The following is a 17,096-nucleotide window of genomic DNA, read 5'->3' as shown; positions in this document are numbered from 1 at the left end:
GATGAGTTTATTGTCCCCTAAACCGTACACCTAAGTAAATTAACTATTTTTCTTGCCAACCAGAGCGATGAAGATTTGGTCTACATCAAAACTCATCTTAGGACGCCAAATAGGGCCATCCAAATGCATATCGATATAGATTGGATTACTATAATTTGGTGGTATGAAAAAGAACCTGAATATAGAAGCTAAAGCGAAGTTAGATAAGGTTAAATTAGAAGAGATCGATCCTGATGCTTGATCAATCCCGAACTGTAAACTAGTTGAACATATACCACTCTTAATACTTGCTTTTCCGCTAATATTTTCAAAAAATGTCTTGCCATTATATATATCAACATAAGCAAGTGTGGAAATTTCAGATTTATTCTTACTGCTTAACAAATTAGTGATAAATGAATTGAAATCTACATTAGTAACTTCTATTCCTTGCGCTTGTAAGTTTACATCTCCTGATAAGTTACTAGCCCAATCATGAAAACTTTTTCCTTGAGTTTTGATTTCACCATTTAAGCTTACCTGACCATTTACATTGTCAATTCCTATAACCTTACCAATCTTTTTAGTGTCCAAATTTACAATAGAAAATCTTGTATTTATTGAGTCTGATCTTAAATAACCCTGAAAAAACACTTGCCCGCGTTCTAATACGTAACTTGCCTGCCTGATAGTGATAGTGTTGTTTCTCATTACCGCATCCAAATTAAAATCTTTTAAAACATTCTGCTCGGTTTTAAATTCTGCAGTATTGATTTGCACATTTGCATCAAAGCCTTCTTTATCATCCAAAAAATCAAGCTGCTTTGTTGACCATTGAATTTGATCTATCTCATTTCTTGAATTTCTTTTCGTCTCTACTAAATTTGGTAATGTAATAATTTTTCCATTAAATTTACTGCCCGTAAGGTTAACATCTAATAAAGGTTTGGCGTATTTTTGATCTGCTAATATTTTTGCATTACCGGTAATATCGAAATCTTCTCCAGATAGTTTTATTTTATCTGCAACTAGCTTACCTTTTTCCATTTTCAGCAAAAAATCCAAATTTTTAATTTTCGTATCATTCAATGTAAGGTTATTAACACGGGCCTTTATATTTGTATCATACTGAAAATTTTTCAGCCATTGCATTTTAGGTAAACTGCTAAATAATGAATGATCATATTTATCTGCATCAAGATTATGCATGCTAAATTCACCATCGATCACACTGCGTTTTTTTGTGTGGCTTACTCTAATTGATCCTTGCAAGGATTCCTTATTATTTAGCAGTCTAATGTCTGAGATAGATAATATTCTTGGTGCAAGGTGCAGTTTAGAACTTAGTGTAAATTGATTTTTCTGGTTTTCTTTCATCTTTATAGAAGGGAAAAAACATGAAATGAATGACTCAAAATCATTTCCTTCGACTAATAAATCACCGTTGAATTCAGATAGGACATTATTGTTTGAGATCTCTCCTGATAAGTAAGATATATTATTGATTCCAGGAAATTTAAGAAGCGTATTAACTTTTACTTTGCCATCAGTGGATTTTAGTACAGCACGGAAATTGTCCAATATTTTGTTTTGATATTGAATGTTAGAAGCTTCCATATTAAAATTTAAGCTCAAGTTCTTTGGCACAACTGCTCTAAAACACTCCAGAAGATCCTTCATATTCATTGTTCTTTGTGAATCATTTTGTATGGAATCTAAATCAACTTTACTGAAGCTAATATTGAAATTAGTGTGATTGCCTTTTCTATCATTTTGTATTGTACCGCTGGCTTGCATGCTTTTGGAATCAATTTTTAAGTCAGTTGCCGTAAACTCACTTTCATTAAGACTTATATTGGATGATATCTTGATATTTTCGCTAGGAATAACACAAGAGAGAAAGCTAAGATTAATGATTTTTGCTAAATCACTCACAGAACCGGAACTGTTATTAATTGTTAATGTTAAATTACCCTGGAGTTCTTCTTGATTTCTATTACCTGTAAATAGCAAATTTACAAAATTTGATTCAACACTAATGTGTACATTCCTTTTTGTGATATTAACCTTTCCTGAAAAATCGTAATTATTATCACCTACCTTTACTTTACCAAAAAACTGCTTATTTTTTTTTACAGCAACTTCCTTTATGTTAACAATATCAGCGAAATCATTCTTGAAACTTACTTGGCTGTCTTTTATTACTATATCGACTGTGTTACCACTGGCGTTTGTATTTATAATATTAAGTAAATTTTCTTTGTTGCTTTTCATGCCAAACAATGTGATTGACTTTGGTTGCAACGAAAATAAAAACAACGATAGGAATGATGGCCTTATTTCAATTTTTCTTACACTAATTAAATCTGACAATTTTTGCTCTTTATTTTCGTTGTATTGTACGTATACATTATAAATAGTGAGCTTTGGGGTAATCAACGAAACTTTAATTTTTCCCCCAATATGCACTTTAGCATCATACGTCTTCTCTAACTCTTTTATGATATATTTCCTGTAGCCACTCCAATCCTTAAAAGTTGCAGCAACATGCATGAGAATTAATAGCAGTGAGATTGATAATATAGCATATGAAGAAAGTCTCATAATTTACACATGCTTAAAGTTTCCCTTAAATATTAAATAGAGAATACCAAAATAAACAATAACACTCAAAGCTATTAAAGTCGTTAAATAAACAATACGAGCCAACATTTTATCAAAAAATAATCCTGCCAACAAAGAATTAAAAATATAAAGGGCTATTGACATGACTGCCGTTGCTACAAAAATTTTCATAACATTTAACAATAACGCTTGGCTAACCTTATACATTTTATTTATTGTTAAATAACTAATTAATAGAATAGAGTTTATCCAAGTGGAAACGGAAGTAGCAATAGCAATCCCCGTATGCTGATACTCGTTCATTAACAAAAGGTTTAGCACTACATTAATTCCAAGACACATTAGCGAAAATATGGTTGGTATTTTCAGATTGCCTTTAGCAAAAAATGTAGGTAGCAATACTTTATTTATAATAAATGCAGGTAAAGAAAGAGAAAATGCTATTAAAGTGGGAACAGTTTGCTGCACTGCATAATGATCAAACCGGCCGTAAGAAAAAAGCGTAAGTAAAATTATGTCGGGAATAATGATAAAGGCAGCAGTTGTTGGCATAATTAACATTAATCCTATGTTGAGAGCCTTGTTCTGTATTTTGACTATATTTTCAGTATTATCCACCTGTTTTGAAATTAAAGGAAGAAGCACTGTACCAATTGCAGTACCGATTATTCCCTGCGGTAGTTGATTTAGTCTATCGGCATAATATATATAGGACACCGCATTTGGTATAAAACTCGCCATGATTGTATCAATCCATAAGCTTATTTGAGTTACACAATTGTTGATAATTGCAGGTATCACACGCTTAAAAAATAACCTTACTTCATTGCTTAATTCAAGGCTAAAAGAAAAAGCTGCCTTTAACTTGTATGCACTAAATAGTATCAAAAGTAGCTGGAAAATTCCTCCTATAAGGACAGCTATAGAAAGGTTGTGCGCTGGAGTTTTTACGTAAGGCACAAACAAACTGATGATTAAACAGAGATTCAAAACGATTGGTGCAATAGCTGTTGAAGCAAAATGCTGCTTTACTTGCAGCATTCCACCAATAAGTGATGCAATTGAAACAAAGATTATGTAGGGCATCATAATTCTTGATAAAGTAACAGTAAGGGTAAACTTACTTTGGTCAAATCCAGGAGCAAAAATTTGAATCATATAAGGGGAGAAAGTTTGCATGATAAGGCAAAAAATTACTAAGATAATAAACGTAATGGATATTACACTACTTGCAAAATTAAATGCCTTTTTATTATCATATGATTCTGTCGAATATAATGGTATGAATGAGGTAGTGAACGCTCCTTCTGCAAAAAATGCTCGAAATAGATTGGCAAAACGAAACGAAGAAAAAAATATGTCTGCAAGAGAGTTCGCACCAATAACCGTAGCAATCAATACATCTCTTATTAACCCTGAGATCCTTGAAATAGCCGTAAAAAAACTAAATGTGAAAATACTTTTAAACATACCACTACTTCATTAGTGTCAATACAATTAACTATAATGGTAAAAGTATCAATGAAAATATTTATTGGCTAAACTTAAAACCCTCTGCAAAAGGAGAGTTAAATAATCAATTGACTATTTGCGCTCTTATGTTAGAAATTTTATATCTTGGCGGGCGTAGCTCAGTTGGTAGAGCGTCAGTTTGTGGTACTGAATGTTGCCAGTTCGATCCTGGTCGCTCGCCCCACTAAAACCCGATAATTTGAAAAACCGTCATCCCGCTGCTTGTTAGCGGGATCTAGAGATACCGTGACGGTATGACGTGAGTTAGCTATACATTGGCCACTGATGATTGAAATAGTTAATTACTGTAAAATTTGACATTAACCGCTAATAGTTAGAATATTAGTAGAGTAAGAATTACTCAAGAAGGCATGCATAAATATGATGTAGTAGTAGTAGGTGGTGGTCATGCAGGGTGCGAAGCTGCTGCTGCTGCAGCTCGCCTTGGTGCAAACACGCTGCTTATAACTCATAAAATTTCAACTATAGGGGAAATGTCCTGCAATCCAGCAATCGGAGGAGTTGCAAAGGGCGTTGTAGTCAGGGAAGTTGACGCTCTTGATGGAATAATGGGAAGAGCAATCGATCAAGCAAGTATACACTCAGTCATTTTAAATAGCAGCAGAGGTGCAGCAGTATGGGGCCCGCGTGCACAGGCAGACCGAAAATTATACAAGCAAGCAATACAGGAAATTATTCTAAATTATAATAATTTGACGGTAAAAGAAGAGTCGGTTGACGATTTTCTTATAGAGAGTAATAACAATGGAGAATTGTGCATTAAAGCTGTAATAACAAGCTCAGGGGAGCATATACTGACAAGTAAAGTCGTTCTAACTACAGGGACTTTTCTGCGGGGTGTGATTCATATAGGAGAGCAGGTAACTCCTTCAGGGAGAATGGGAGATAAGCCTGCAGTAGAACTTGCAAATACGTTGAAGAAATATAATTTTAAATTAGGTAGATTGCGTACTGGAACTCCACCGAGGCTTGATCGTGGCACTATAAACTGGTCAATATTGCAAGAACAAGTGGGTGATAATCCACCTGTGCCGTTTTCTTATCTCACAGAAAAAATTAACCAACCTCAGGTATCATGCTTTATTACCCATACTAATGAAAACACGCATAAAATAATTAGAGAGAATCTGCACAGGTCAGCTTCTTCGTATTTGGATGATATTATAGCACCAAGATACTGCCCATCAATTGAAGTTAAAGTTAATAAATTTGCAGAAAAAAGTAGTCATCAAATATTTCTAGAGCCAGAAGGCCTGGATGATGATACTGTATACCCGAACGGAATTTCAAATTCATTGCCTATTGAAGTGCAGCGTGAAATGATAAAGAGTATCAAAGGACTTGAAAACGCAGAAATACTAAGGCCTGGATATGCAGTTGAGTATGACTATATTGACCCACGAGAGCTGTTTCATACTCTTGAAACTAAGAAAATTAAAGGCCTATATTTTGCTGGCCAAATTAATGGCACCACTGGATATGAAGAAGCAGCAGGGCAAGGAATTATTGCCGGGATCAATGCAGCACTTTCTGCATCTGAAAAAAAAGAAAGCTTTGTTCTTCATCGCACAGACTCATATATCGGCGTAATGATAGATGATCTAGTCATCAAAGGGGTGATCGAACCTTATAGATTATTTACCTCGCGTGCAGAATATAGGCTAGCTATCAGGTCAGACAATGCAGATAGAAGATTAACACAAAAAGGTTATGATATTTCCCTTGTTTCGCATGAGAGATACTCTGTTTTACAGAATAAACTTGAATCCATTAAGCAGCTTGAAGAGAAGTTAGGGAGTCTGACGATTACTCCTGAGCAGCTTAGGTCTTATGGTATCAAAATATCTTATGATGGGATAAGAAAAACGGCACTAGATTTACTTAGCTATCCAAACATCGACTGGAATAAATTACAAGAAATATGGCCGGAGTTAAGCAGCGTCACGCGCTGGAATGGCAAAATGGGACACACCAAAGCGGATAATAGAGCTAAGAATGAAATATGCGAAGCGGTTGAAATTGAAGCAAAATATAAACCCTACCTAATAAGACAAGAAGCAGATATGAAGTTTTTACGAGAGGAAATTAACACTCAAATTCCAATCAACTTCAACTATTCACAAGTTAAAGGCTTGTCAAGTGAGGTAATAGAAAAGCTACAAACAATAAAACCAGCGACGATTGGCATTGCAAAGCAAATACAAGGCATCACTCCCGCAGCGATAGTGAGCATATTAGTGTATTTGAGAAACAGGAAAACGAAAGTAGCTGCTAGTTTTGCGTGAGGCATTCCATGTCAAAAATCAAAGAATTTCGTTCTTTTATGCACGAAATAAACGTTGATGCATTTGTGTTACATACTAAAGACGAATATTTAAATGAGTATTCAGAGGAGCTAACAAAGCTGTGTGGCTTCACAGGAACAAATGGGCTGCTTATTGTCACAAAAAACAACAAGTGCCAATTTTTTACAGATGGACGCTATATCACACAAGCTCACAATCAGCTCGATCAGGGCAATTTTCAAGTATATAATATACAAGAAGAGGATCCACGCGAATGGATAAAAGCAAACTTAACATCGACTGCCTCACTAGGTTATTATTTGCAATATTTTACCATGGAAGATATAAGAAAGTATGAGAATATCTGTAAATTAATACCCTGTTTAGCTGGAAAAAAAAGTGACTATCGAAAACAAGCAGTGGTTTTACATTCTATTAAATATGCTGGTGAAAGTAGTAAGGACAAATGTGAAAAAGTCGCTAAAAGTATAGATAAAGAAGCTGAAGCAGTGCTTTTAACTGATCCAAATTCAATTTCATGGTTATTAAATTTAAGAAACGAAAATGCTAAATATACTCCATGTATATTGGGTCGTGCTATATTGTATAAAAGCGGTAATGTTGATTTGTTTATTCAAGATAAAGAACATTCAACTATAGAAGCAAATTTAGGCAATCATATAAATATTTTTGATATCAGTGAGCTAGAAAATTCGCTGCACAAGCTAAATTCAATAGTTATAGATCCAAACACAACTCCAATGAGTATCATGGCTGTAATAAAAGATAAACAGGTAGCTGAAAGAGAGGATCCTTGTTTAATTTATAAAGCAGTAAAAAATCAAACTGAAATAGCTGGGGCTATAAATGCGCACATCAGAGATGGAGTGGCAGTTACAAATTTTCTACATTGGCTTGAAAGTAATGTTGGTACAGAGCTTGAAGCTGAAGAAAGGATTTTAGAATACAGAAAAGAGCAGAATTTGTTTAAACAATTGAGCTTTCCAACAATTTCTGCATTTAATGAGAATGGGGCAATAATTCACTATCGTGCAAGCAGTAAGACGAATAAAGTAATTCAGAAAGATGGACTGTATTTGATTGACTCTGGTGGCCAGTACCTTGACGGCACAACTGATGTGACAAGAACTGTAGTAGTTGGTAATCCGACCAATGAGCAAATAACCCACTATACAATAGTACTCAAAGCTCACATTGCTATAGCAAGTGTCGTCTTTCCCCCCGGCACTACTGGTGGAGAATTGGATATATTGGCACGTACGCATTTATGGAAATTTGGAATGGACTATATGCATGGTACAGGGCATGGAGTAGGAAGTTACCTATCAGTACACGAAGGACCACAAGCAATATCAAAAAGTAATAAAGTGAAACTCACGCCAGGGATGATACTTTCCAACGAACCTGGCTATTACATTCCGGGAGAGTATGGAATAAGGATTGAAAATCTGATGTATGTCAACAGACAAGAAAACGGCTTCTTAAACTTTAAACAACTGACCTCTATTCCATATGATAGAAGACTAATAAATGTGCAAATGCTTACTAAGGATGAAATTGAATGGATAAATGGCTACCATCAATTTATCTATAAAAACTTAGAAAATAGCGTCAAAGATAAGGAGTGGTTAAAGAAAGTATGTGACCCTTTATAAGCAAAGGAGCATTTTTTATTATTTAAAAAGTATTAATGCAATTGTGATGAGTATTTTGTATTGTTTTTAATTTAAAAACAATATATAATAAAGAATCGATATTTTCAAGTAGGTGTAATTATGACAGGTAAAGTGCAAGAAGATGAATTTATGAAGCAGTATATGGATACTTGCAAAGAGCAAATAGAAAAATTAGCCAAGGATCCTGAATTGCTTAATCAGACTTTAAAACCATTTATGCAAATGTCTCAGCAGCTTATGGCTGGCGCTATGCCTAACATGATACCTGATTTGGACAGCATGGATGCTAACAAGATGATTGCTCAGATGAAGGAAATGATTGACTACATAAGAGGTAACTATAAGGAACTAATGAAAGAGCGCAGCTCGCAAATTCAAGAGCTTGATGAATCCAGTAAGAAGCTAAGAGGTTTAGTTAAAAAATTGATAGAAAAGATCGAAAGTAAGTAAATAACATCTGGATTTCTGTCATTCTATATACAACTTTCTAGTTGGACGGTAAGTCGAGGTCAATTGTTGATGTCATGCAAGTAGTGTAGCTACTTGCATAGCATTTATACCAGTTTTCGTAAATAAATAAGGTACGTTGCTTAAGGCTGCAGTTATAGTGAGGTATTTTTTCTAGTTTGTTTTCTTATTTCTGAGGTTTATAGCTAAGGTTTTCCCTACGTCATACCGCGATTCATTCGCGGTATCTCAGCCGCTAACGAGTAGCGGAATGACGGTTTTTCAAATCGTCGATGAACCTAAGTCACTTTATCTGTAGTATCGGGAACGTAATTGCACATTGGTTTTACAAATTTGAAAATTAGTGTTAAATAAAAATATAAACGCAAAAGGAAAAGAAATGATTGAACTTAAAGGCCCAGAAATTTGTGCAGGCGGAAATAAGAAAAATTTGATTATTTTTTTACATGGTTGGGGCTCAAGTGGCGATAATTTCATTCACCTTGCTAAAGTTATGAGCAAGTTTTTACTGGGTTCATATTTTACAGTACCCAATGCTCCGTTTGAAAGAGAAATAGGTGATGGTTATCAGTGGTTCAGCTTGGAAGATCGTAGTGAGGAAGCGCTATATAATGGAGTAAAAAATGCTACATCAATTGTAAATCATTTCATTGATACAAAATTAAAGGAGCTTAATTTAAAAGATACGCAACTTTCTTTAGTTGGATTTTCTCAAGGAGCAATGCTTGCAATACATACAGCTCTCACCCGCTCTCAATCCTGTGCATCAGTTGTTGCATACTCTGGTAGGTTTCTTTCACCTTCAAAAACTGCACCAGAGATCAAATCAAAACCTAACATATGTGTTATCCATGGTGATGCTGACGACGTGGTACCTTTTTCGTCCCTCGACTTAGCGGTTAAAGCTCTGAAAGAAAATGGAGTAAATGTTGAAGGACACCCAATTCATGCATTAGGGCATATTATTAATGAAGAGGGAATAAAATTAGGAGTAGAATTTATCAAGAAGAATTTTAAAAATTAATTTTCATGCACTTGTTTTGCTTTGGTTATGGATATGTAGCTAAATTTTTATCGAAAAAATTACTGAACTTAGGTTGGAAAGTCAGTGGCACATCAAGAAGTAAAAATATACAAGATGTAATCCTCTTTAATTATGAGAAAGTTAGTCAAGATCTGCTTAAAAGCGCAACGCACGTTTTAATTTCTATTCCTCCAGATGGCGATGATGTTGTGGAGAGATACGGTGATTGCCTGCAAAATGTAAAATGGTTCGGTTATTTGTCTGCAACTAGCGTCTATGGTGATCACTCTGGTAATTGGGTGAATGAGGAATCTGAAACAAAACCTATAGAAATCAGAGGAGAAAAGCGCCTTAGATCTGAAAAGAGGTGGCTGAATAGCAGATTGCCTGTACATATTTTTCGTTTAGCTGGAATATACGGTCCTGGTAGGAACGTGTTAATTGACTTGCAGCTTGGCAAAGCAAGGAATGTGAAAAAAGAAGGGCATTTTTTTTCTCGTATTCACGTTGAAGATATATCAAATATTTTATTTTCTTCCATGCAAAACATAAAACCTGGTGAAATATACAATTGTGCAGACGATTTACCCACTACACAATCTGAAGTGGTAATATATGCGACCAAACTTCTCAATGTTAGCCCTCCAGAACCAATTGAGTTACCAGATTATGCACAGAGTTTTTATTTAGGATCAAAGAGAGTAAGTAATGTTAAAATTAAAAAAGATCTTAATGTCTCTCTAATTTATCCTAACTACAAGGTGGGATTAGAGAGTTTGCACGTAAACAAAACTGAAATCACATCAGAATGATAGATAGGCTTATTGTCACTGCCATTAAGTTAAGGAAAGAATGGTTAAAAACTGAACTAAAAAGTCAGAAATAATTAAGGATTTATGACAAATGCTGAAACAGAATAGAGTAAACTTTAAAGCAGATAAACTCTGAAGTGTAAATTACTTAAGAAATAGTGACCTTACCCAGAAAAAGTGGAGAGAAAGAAAAGAGTTTTTTTGGGTAAAATAAAATTTTGGAGGATTAGAAATGGTAAGAGAATATACAGCAGAATTCAAATTGGAAGCTGTTAAACTGGCAAATGAACAAAAAAAGGTAGGTCAACCAGTTGCAAAAGTAGCAAGAGATCTAGGAATAAGGGATAGTGTATTAGGAAAATGGATGAAGAAATATAACGAAAAAAAGTCAGCGGTAAATGCATTTCCAGGTAGAGGTAACATGGCTCCTTACGACAAAGAGAGGTTTGATTTACAAAGCAAGAGTAACAAGGGAAAGAGACATTTAAAAAAAAGCCCTGGCCAGTCAAAAAGAGTAAAATATTTTTTTATATAGTAACTGCTATAAAGTACAGGAATTATGTAGGATTTTCTGCTAGTGGCTACTATAAGTGGACCACAAGAAAAATAAGCAGTAGAGAATCAGCAAATAAAGAGCTACTCGCAGCTATTCAAAAAATATATCAAGTTTCTAAATGTAGATATGGAGCTCCTAAAATTCATGCTGAATTGAAGGCTTTGGGTAAAAGTTGCAATTTGAAAACGGTGCAAAGTATTATGCAGAAAAATGACATCAGGGCTATACTGAGAAGAAAGTTTAAAATTAAAAAACAACAAACAGATAATAGAGCTGTAGCTCCCAATATACTAGATCAAAACTTTATTGTTGATCAACCAAATAAAGTATGGGATTACTTACATCAAAACCAAGGAGGGATGGCTATATTTGGCAGCAATAATTCTCACGTATGGTAGTTAATGAGTAGTGCAATAAATAAACAATTGGTTATGAACTCTTTATTAATGGCCATTAATAGGCGTAAACCTGTTAAAAATCTACTGCTGCACAGTGACCAAGGTTCACAATATACTGCGCAAGGGTATCAATATCTCTTAGCTGTAAAGAATATAGATGAGTAATAAAGGCTGTTGTTACGACAATTCTGTTGCAGAAAGCTTCTTTAGCTCATTGAAAAGAGAAATACTTATTGATACTTCACAACACTCTGCTCAACAAACTAGAACTGCAATATTTGAATACATAGAAATTTTTTATAACAAACAACGTCACTATTAACTATTGCATTCCAGAACAATTTGATGCATCATTCTTTTTGTAAAAAACATTCCACACTTTCTCTCCACTTTTTCTGGATAAGGTCATATGTGTACATCCCCATCATGAATGCTATTTTCGGTAAAATCTCTTACAACGCTCAAAAGCAGAAAAACAAAAACTTGATTTTCTCAGCTAAATAGTGGACCATCAAAAGCACGCATAAATATCTACAATGAAAGAAAAAACTTTCACAATCATCGATGGCTATGGTTTTCTTTTCAGAGCTTACTATGTACTACCTCACTTAATTACCACAACAGGAATGCCAATAGGTGGTGTATATGGCTTTCTGAATATGGTTCTTAAGTACATTGCCCATTCGGACTACTTAACTATAGCACTTGATGCAGGGAAAAAGAATTTTAGGCACAATTTATATCCTGAGTACAAAGCGAACAGAGTAACGCCTCCTGAGGATCTAACTCCACAGTTCACCATACTGAGGGAAGCGGTAGAAGCTTTTAACCTCAGCTATGAAGAGATTGAAGGTTATGAAGCAGATGATATAATTGCAACACTAGCTGCAAAATACGCCAACCACCAAGACTTTAAAGTGGTAGTCGTTTCATCAGATAAAGATTTATTTCAACTCTTGAACCACAATATTTTAATATTCGACCCCATTAAAAATATATATATAGATGAAAAACAAGTAATAGAAAAATTTGGCGTAAACTCACACAAGCTTCTTGATTTATTTTCTCTAACTGGTGATGCATCTGACAACATTCCAGGCGTTCCGGGAATAGGTCCGAAGACTGCAGCTAAATTACTAGATGAATTTGATTCATTGAATAATATTATAGAGAACATTGATAACATCGAGCAAACGAGGATTCGTAATATTCTTGCTGAACATAAGGAAAAAGCGCTAATTTCAAGAGAACTTTTATCACTATGCGAAAAAGTAGACCTTCAACATGATATTGCAAAATGTGAAGTTCGCCCTCCAAATATGGAAAAACTATTATCCTTTTTAAAGAAGTATGAATTCAATTCCTTGATAGGGAAAGTGGAAAAGCTTTTTTCCTATAGTGGGTCTAGCACAGAAGAAAAAATAGAGTATAGTAGTGAAGAGTTAGAGAAATTTTTAGAGCATTGTAGATATGAAGGCAAAATTGCAATTCATTACCACCTTGAAAACAATGTATTAAGTCTATCTTATAGCGAAAGTAATATTTTTTATATAGAGCAAGACAGCATACAAGATGCACTCATTATAATTAACTTAACTTTGCTCTCAAATGGAGTGCTTAAAATAATACATAACATTAAAGAGATCAGGAAAATCTTCCCTGCAATAGAGAAGATGTTAGATTCAGTTGATGATTTGATGATAATGTCGTATAGCTTGGATACAGGAAAGCATGATCACAGTATTCCAAACATAGTTGCGCATAATTTGAGTGAAAATGCAGAAATTTTCTCGGCAAAAACTTTAATAGCAATTCATGAAAAGCTAAAGCAAAGGTTATTTCAGGAAAAATTGCTCACAATTTACGAGCGCTTCGATAAGCCACTTATGAAAGTAATATTTGATATGGAGAAAAATGGGATATTACTGAACATACAAAAATTACAGGAGCTGTCCGATAAATTTCAGCAGGTAATTGCCGTGCTTGAAGATGAGATATATAATTTGGCAGGAGAAAGATTTAATATTGCTTCGCCAAAACAATTAAGTGATGTTTTATTCAACAAAATGGGGCTTAATAAAAAGAAAAAGTCAAAAAAATCTGGATCGTATAGCACCAATTATGAAGTTCTAGAGGCACTCGAAGAAGAAGGGGTAGAAATCGCAAGTAAAATCTTAAATTGGCGACATTTAAGTAAATTAAAAGGCACCTACACTGATGCATTAATAAAGCAAGTTGATCCACTTGATGGTAGAATACACACAAGCTTTTCAACGACTGCAACTGCAACTGGAAGGCTGAGCTCCAGCAATCCTAATTTACAGAATATTCCTATCAGAAGCGAAGAGGGAAATCTTATCAGACAAGCATTTATTGCGCCAAAAGGGCATAAGATAATTTCTGCTGACTATTCGCAAATAGAATTAAGACTCCTGGCACACGTTGCAAACGTTGCAGCATTTAAAGAAGCTTTTGCAAACGGACAAGATATTCATGAGATCACCGCAAGGCAAGTTTTTGGAGTGCAAGAAATAGATGAGCAATTAAGACGCAAAGCAAAATCCATCAATTTTGGAATTATATATGGCATTAGCCCATTTGGTCTTGCAAAGCGGCTTGGAATTACCATTGCGGAAGCTGCTGAATACATTAATTACTATTTTTCCTGTTACCCAGAAATAAAGGCCTATATGGAAAAAGCAGTGTCTATCGCAAGATTGCATGGTTATGTAGAAACTTTGTTTGGCAGGAGATGCTTTGTAAGAGACATAAACAATACAATTCCTTATATAAGACAATTTGCAGAAAGGGCAGCAATAAACGCACCACTGCAAGGAACCGCTGCTGATATAATAAAACGTGCGACAATTCAGCTTTTTGACCAATTGAAAGTAGGTAAAATAATCCTCCAGGTTCACGATGAACTACTGGTTGAAGTAGAAGACGAAAAGGTGCAAGAAACAGCAAAACTTATAAAAGATATAATGGAAAATGCAATAGAAATTTCTATACCACTTGAAGTAGAAATAAAAATTGGCGACAACTGGGGTCTAAATTCCCTTAATTATGACTTAAACATCGTGAATTCTAGGAGTATAGATTATTTGAATTAATATGAAAAATATGCTACAATTGAAGTATAGTAAATGTGAGTAACTCAGTTATGACAAAAATGTTAACTCCACAAACAAAGAATTTGGAACCTTCAAATCAGGTAACTAACAAAGATGAGAAAATTTTTGAAAAAGAGGAACATCAGGTAATCTATGATTACTTTGTAAAAGTATTAGAAGTTAAAGCCGAATTAAAGGAGAACAAAGAAACAACTGATTATTTTATATCAGCTTATAAGGACATACTACTTAATAATGTCAATCCAAAAGATATAAAACCACTCAGTGAAGAGAATTTTTCTCAGTTTTTACTTTCTATGTTTAAAGAAATTAGAGAGCAAGGCTTAGCTAGAGAAGAGAAATTAAATAATGATAAAATACAACAAATAATAACCAAGTGTGTAGCTGATATACGTGGTACAGAAGCTAAAGATTCATCCATAAAGTTTGTATTGGAAATGCTGCTGCTGCTAATTGGAGGGATCAAAATAGACCCGAAAAATATTTCTGGCTCCTTTATGGATGGGATGAAAGAAAAAATACCATTCTTAGGTAAAGACAAGAAAGAAGAGGATGAACCACCACTCAGTGATGAAGAGATGGTAACAACGTTCTTAAGCAAGATCTTTTTTCCTGTCCTTCTTTCCACTATTCCAATGTTAATTTTTGGTCCTACTACACTCGGAGTAGTTCTTACTGCTATCGGCACAATATTTGCCATAAAAGGAGGAGTGGAGGTTCTTTTTTCAAATAACAAAAAAGGTACTTTGTATGACCCTAGCTCACAAGATAAAGATGATACAGAAAAGAGAGCAAAACTGAATGGAAAAATTCTCGAGGGCATTGATGATATTTTAAAAACCCCAGTTACAGAAGTTGAGAAAGGCACCTCTGTTTCTGAACAAATTTCCCAAGGAAAAGAAAAGAGTGAACAACAGCCTGTTCCTGAGCAAATTTCCCAGGTAGGAAACGAAAAAAGTGAGCAGCACGATCAATCTTGGACAGGAAAGGAAAACAAACGAAGGGAAAAACCACAGAGCAGCAAAGGTAAGACTACTCAGGTTTGCTAAAAGTGAATTGTGTAAGAGATCTGCTATTATTCTATAGCACATACAACAGGAGTATGGTCAGACGGATTTTCTAGCTTACGCAATCTATCATCTATGTAGCATGTTTCCAATTTATCTACAGCTTGTGGTGATAACAGCATATAATCTATTCGCATTCCTTGATTATTTCTGAGTGAATTGCCTTGATAATGCCACCAAGTGAATTGTTGCAAATTTGGGTGAGATATTCTAAACGCATCTTTAAACCCAAGATTCAAGATCGCTCTTAACTTCTCACGTTCTCTTATATGAAAGCACACTTGGCCATTCAATAAGTTTGAATCAAAAACATCAATTTCATCCGGTGCAATATTATAATCGCCAGCTATAATAGTTAACTCTTCATTCTTCAACAAAGTGCTCATCCTTTCATATAGGTTATCAAAAAACTTGAGTTTATATTCAAATGCGTGAGAGTCCGGGCTTTGACCGTTTGGCACGTATACACTTCCTACCCTTATCTTACTATTGGTATACTTTATCACGCACTCTATATAACGTGCTTCTTGATGACTTTCCACAATGTCAATTTTAAACTTCTCCAGTATCGGATATTTAGATAAAACACAAACGCCATTTCTTGCAACTTGTCCATAGATAGCATATTCATATCCTAACTTTTCTATCTCCGCATAAGGAAATTGCTCTTCCGTACATTTTATCTCTTGCAGCAAAACTATATCTATCTGACTATCAACTATAAAACTACAAAGTTGGTTAACTCTTTTACGTATGGAGTTTACATTCCAAGTTGCAATCTTTAGCATCAGCAATCCTTATTAATTATATCAATTAAACTCTCCCCAGTAGGCAACCTCGATGTTATAATTTTTTTCCACTTGATTAACTTTAAACTATCAGCAATGTTTTTACTCATGGTATATGCAACTGTATTATTCATCACATGAGATAGCCCACTTTTTAGAACTAATGAACAAAATACCCTTGCTGTCTGTGAGGAAAAAAAAGCAACACTACCAATTTTACCATCCAACAGTAAATTTTTACACCTATTAGTTAGACTCCTTTTAATGATTGTTTTATAGAGTACAACTTCTCTTACGTTAAAATCTTCTTCAGATAATCTCTTTTTTAGGTCACATGATACTTCTTGTCCTCTTATATATAAGAACTTTATTGCACTTGAATAGTGAGCTTTTATGAATGATATCAGACCATCAACGTTGCTGTCTGCTGAGATTATATCAGAAAATCCCAAATTTTTTGCAGCCTGCATGGTTGAATTACCAACTGTAATAATCGGAAAGTCATCCACTTTGCATATTTGACTAAAAGCCTTTACACTGTTTTTACTTGTGGATATTACAACGTCAAATTCGTGTGCAGATATATCAGGATTTAAGTACTTTATTGTGAATACTGGTTCTATATAAACTTTGTATCCATACTTTCTCAATATATTTCTTGTATTGAACGAATCCAATAAAGGCCTCGTTAATAAAATAGACTTCATTCTGATTTATTTCACTACTAGTA

General features: G+C 34.5%; 11 protein-coding genes, 1 tRNA gene and 1 pseudogene. 9 read left to right on the top strand and 4 right to left on the bottom strand.

Annotation, left to right across the window (positions count from 1 at the left end; all coding sequences use genetic code 11):
- Nucleotides 1-39 precede the first annotated feature (39 nt).
- The gene (locus L0Z58_RS05025) at nt 40-2,583 is read right to left on the bottom strand and encodes an AsmA family protein (protein ID WP_010962985.1); all 2,544 of its coding nucleotides are present in this window, start codon (nt 2,581-2,583) and stop codon (nt 40-42) included.
- Between the two features lie 3 nt (nt 2,584-2,586).
- Entirely contained in the window at nt 2,587-4,074 is a 1,488-nt protein-coding gene (gene murJ, locus L0Z58_RS05020; RefSeq protein ID WP_010962984.1) for a murein biosynthesis integral membrane protein MurJ, read from the bottom strand.
- A gap of 150 nt (nt 4,075-4,224) precedes the next feature.
- Between murJ and L0Z58_RS05015 the strand changes: the two genes are divergently transcribed.
- The 9 genes and pseudogenes from L0Z58_RS05015 (at nt 4,225) to L0Z58_RS04960 (ending at nt 15,560) form a co-directional block, all read left to right on the top strand.
- Nucleotides 4,225-4,300 (top strand) — tRNA-His (locus tag L0Z58_RS05015).
- Nucleotides 4,301-4,487: 187 nt separating this feature from the next.
- Complete coding sequence (gene mnmG, locus L0Z58_RS05010) at nt 4,488-6,422, top strand: tRNA uridine-5-carboxymethylaminomethyl(34) synthesis enzyme MnmG (protein WP_010962983.1); 1,935 nt, start codon at nt 4,488-4,490, stop codon at nt 6,420-6,422.
- An 8-nt stretch (nt 6,423-6,430) separates the two neighbouring features.
- On the top strand, nt 6,431-8,098 hold the full coding sequence (locus L0Z58_RS05005; protein ID WP_010962982.1) for an aminopeptidase P family protein: 1,668 nt from the start codon (nt 6,431-6,433) through the stop codon (nt 8,096-8,098).
- Nucleotides 8,099-8,218: 120 nt separating this feature from the next.
- Complete coding sequence (locus L0Z58_RS05000; RefSeq protein WP_010962981.1) at nt 8,219-8,569, top strand: hypothetical protein; 351 nt, start codon at nt 8,219-8,221, stop codon at nt 8,567-8,569.
- A gap of 397 nt (nt 8,570-8,966) precedes the next feature.
- Complete coding sequence (locus tag L0Z58_RS04995) at nt 8,967-9,611, top strand: alpha/beta hydrolase (RefSeq protein ID WP_010962980.1); 645 nt, start codon at nt 8,967-8,969, stop codon at nt 9,609-9,611.
- A gap of 5 nt (nt 9,612-9,616) precedes the next feature.
- Nucleotides 9,617-10,423: an SDR family oxidoreductase gene (locus tag L0Z58_RS04990; RefSeq protein ID WP_010082068.1), complete on the top strand. Its 807-nt coding sequence runs from the start codon at nt 9,617-9,619 to the stop codon at nt 10,421-10,423.
- Between the two features lie 232 nt (nt 10,424-10,655).
- A pseudogene (locus L0Z58_RS07115) lies at nt 10,656-11,742 on the top strand (IS3 family transposase).
- 171 nt (nt 11,743-11,913) lie between these two features.
- Nucleotides 11,914-14,490 carry a DNA polymerase I gene (gene polA, locus L0Z58_RS04965; protein ID WP_010962979.1) on the top strand — a complete coding sequence of 859 codons (2,577 nt, stop codon included), beginning with the start codon at nt 11,914-11,916 and terminating at the stop codon, nt 14,488-14,490.
- Between the two features lie 59 nt (nt 14,491-14,549).
- Nucleotides 14,550-15,560 carry a hypothetical protein gene (locus tag L0Z58_RS04960; RefSeq protein ID WP_038228226.1) on the top strand — a complete coding sequence of 337 codons (1,011 nt, stop codon included), beginning with the start codon at nt 14,550-14,552 and terminating at the stop codon, nt 15,558-15,560.
- Between the two features lie 26 nt (nt 15,561-15,586).
- Here L0Z58_RS04960 and L0Z58_RS04955 read toward each other — a convergent pair whose 3' ends face one another.
- The gene (locus tag L0Z58_RS04955; protein ID WP_010962977.1) at nt 15,587-16,366 is read right to left on the bottom strand and encodes an exodeoxyribonuclease III; all 780 of its coding nucleotides are present in this window, start codon (nt 16,364-16,366) and stop codon (nt 15,587-15,589) included.
- Entirely contained in the window at nt 16,366-17,073 is a 708-nt protein-coding gene (locus L0Z58_RS04950) for a uroporphyrinogen-III synthase (RefSeq protein WP_010962976.1), read from the bottom strand. Before L0Z58_RS04950 ends, L0Z58_RS04955 begins: the two co-directional genes overlap by 1 nt.
- Between the last annotated feature and the right edge of the window lie 23 nt (nt 17,074-17,096).

The sequence above is a fragment of the Wolbachia endosymbiont of Aedes aegypti genome (assembly GCF_021496215.1).
Classification (GTDB): Bacteria; Pseudomonadota; Alphaproteobacteria; order Rickettsiales; family Anaplasmataceae; genus Wolbachia; species Wolbachia pipientis.
Note: the sequence above shows the minus strand (reverse complement) of the source record. Positions and strands in the feature narration are given on the sequence as shown.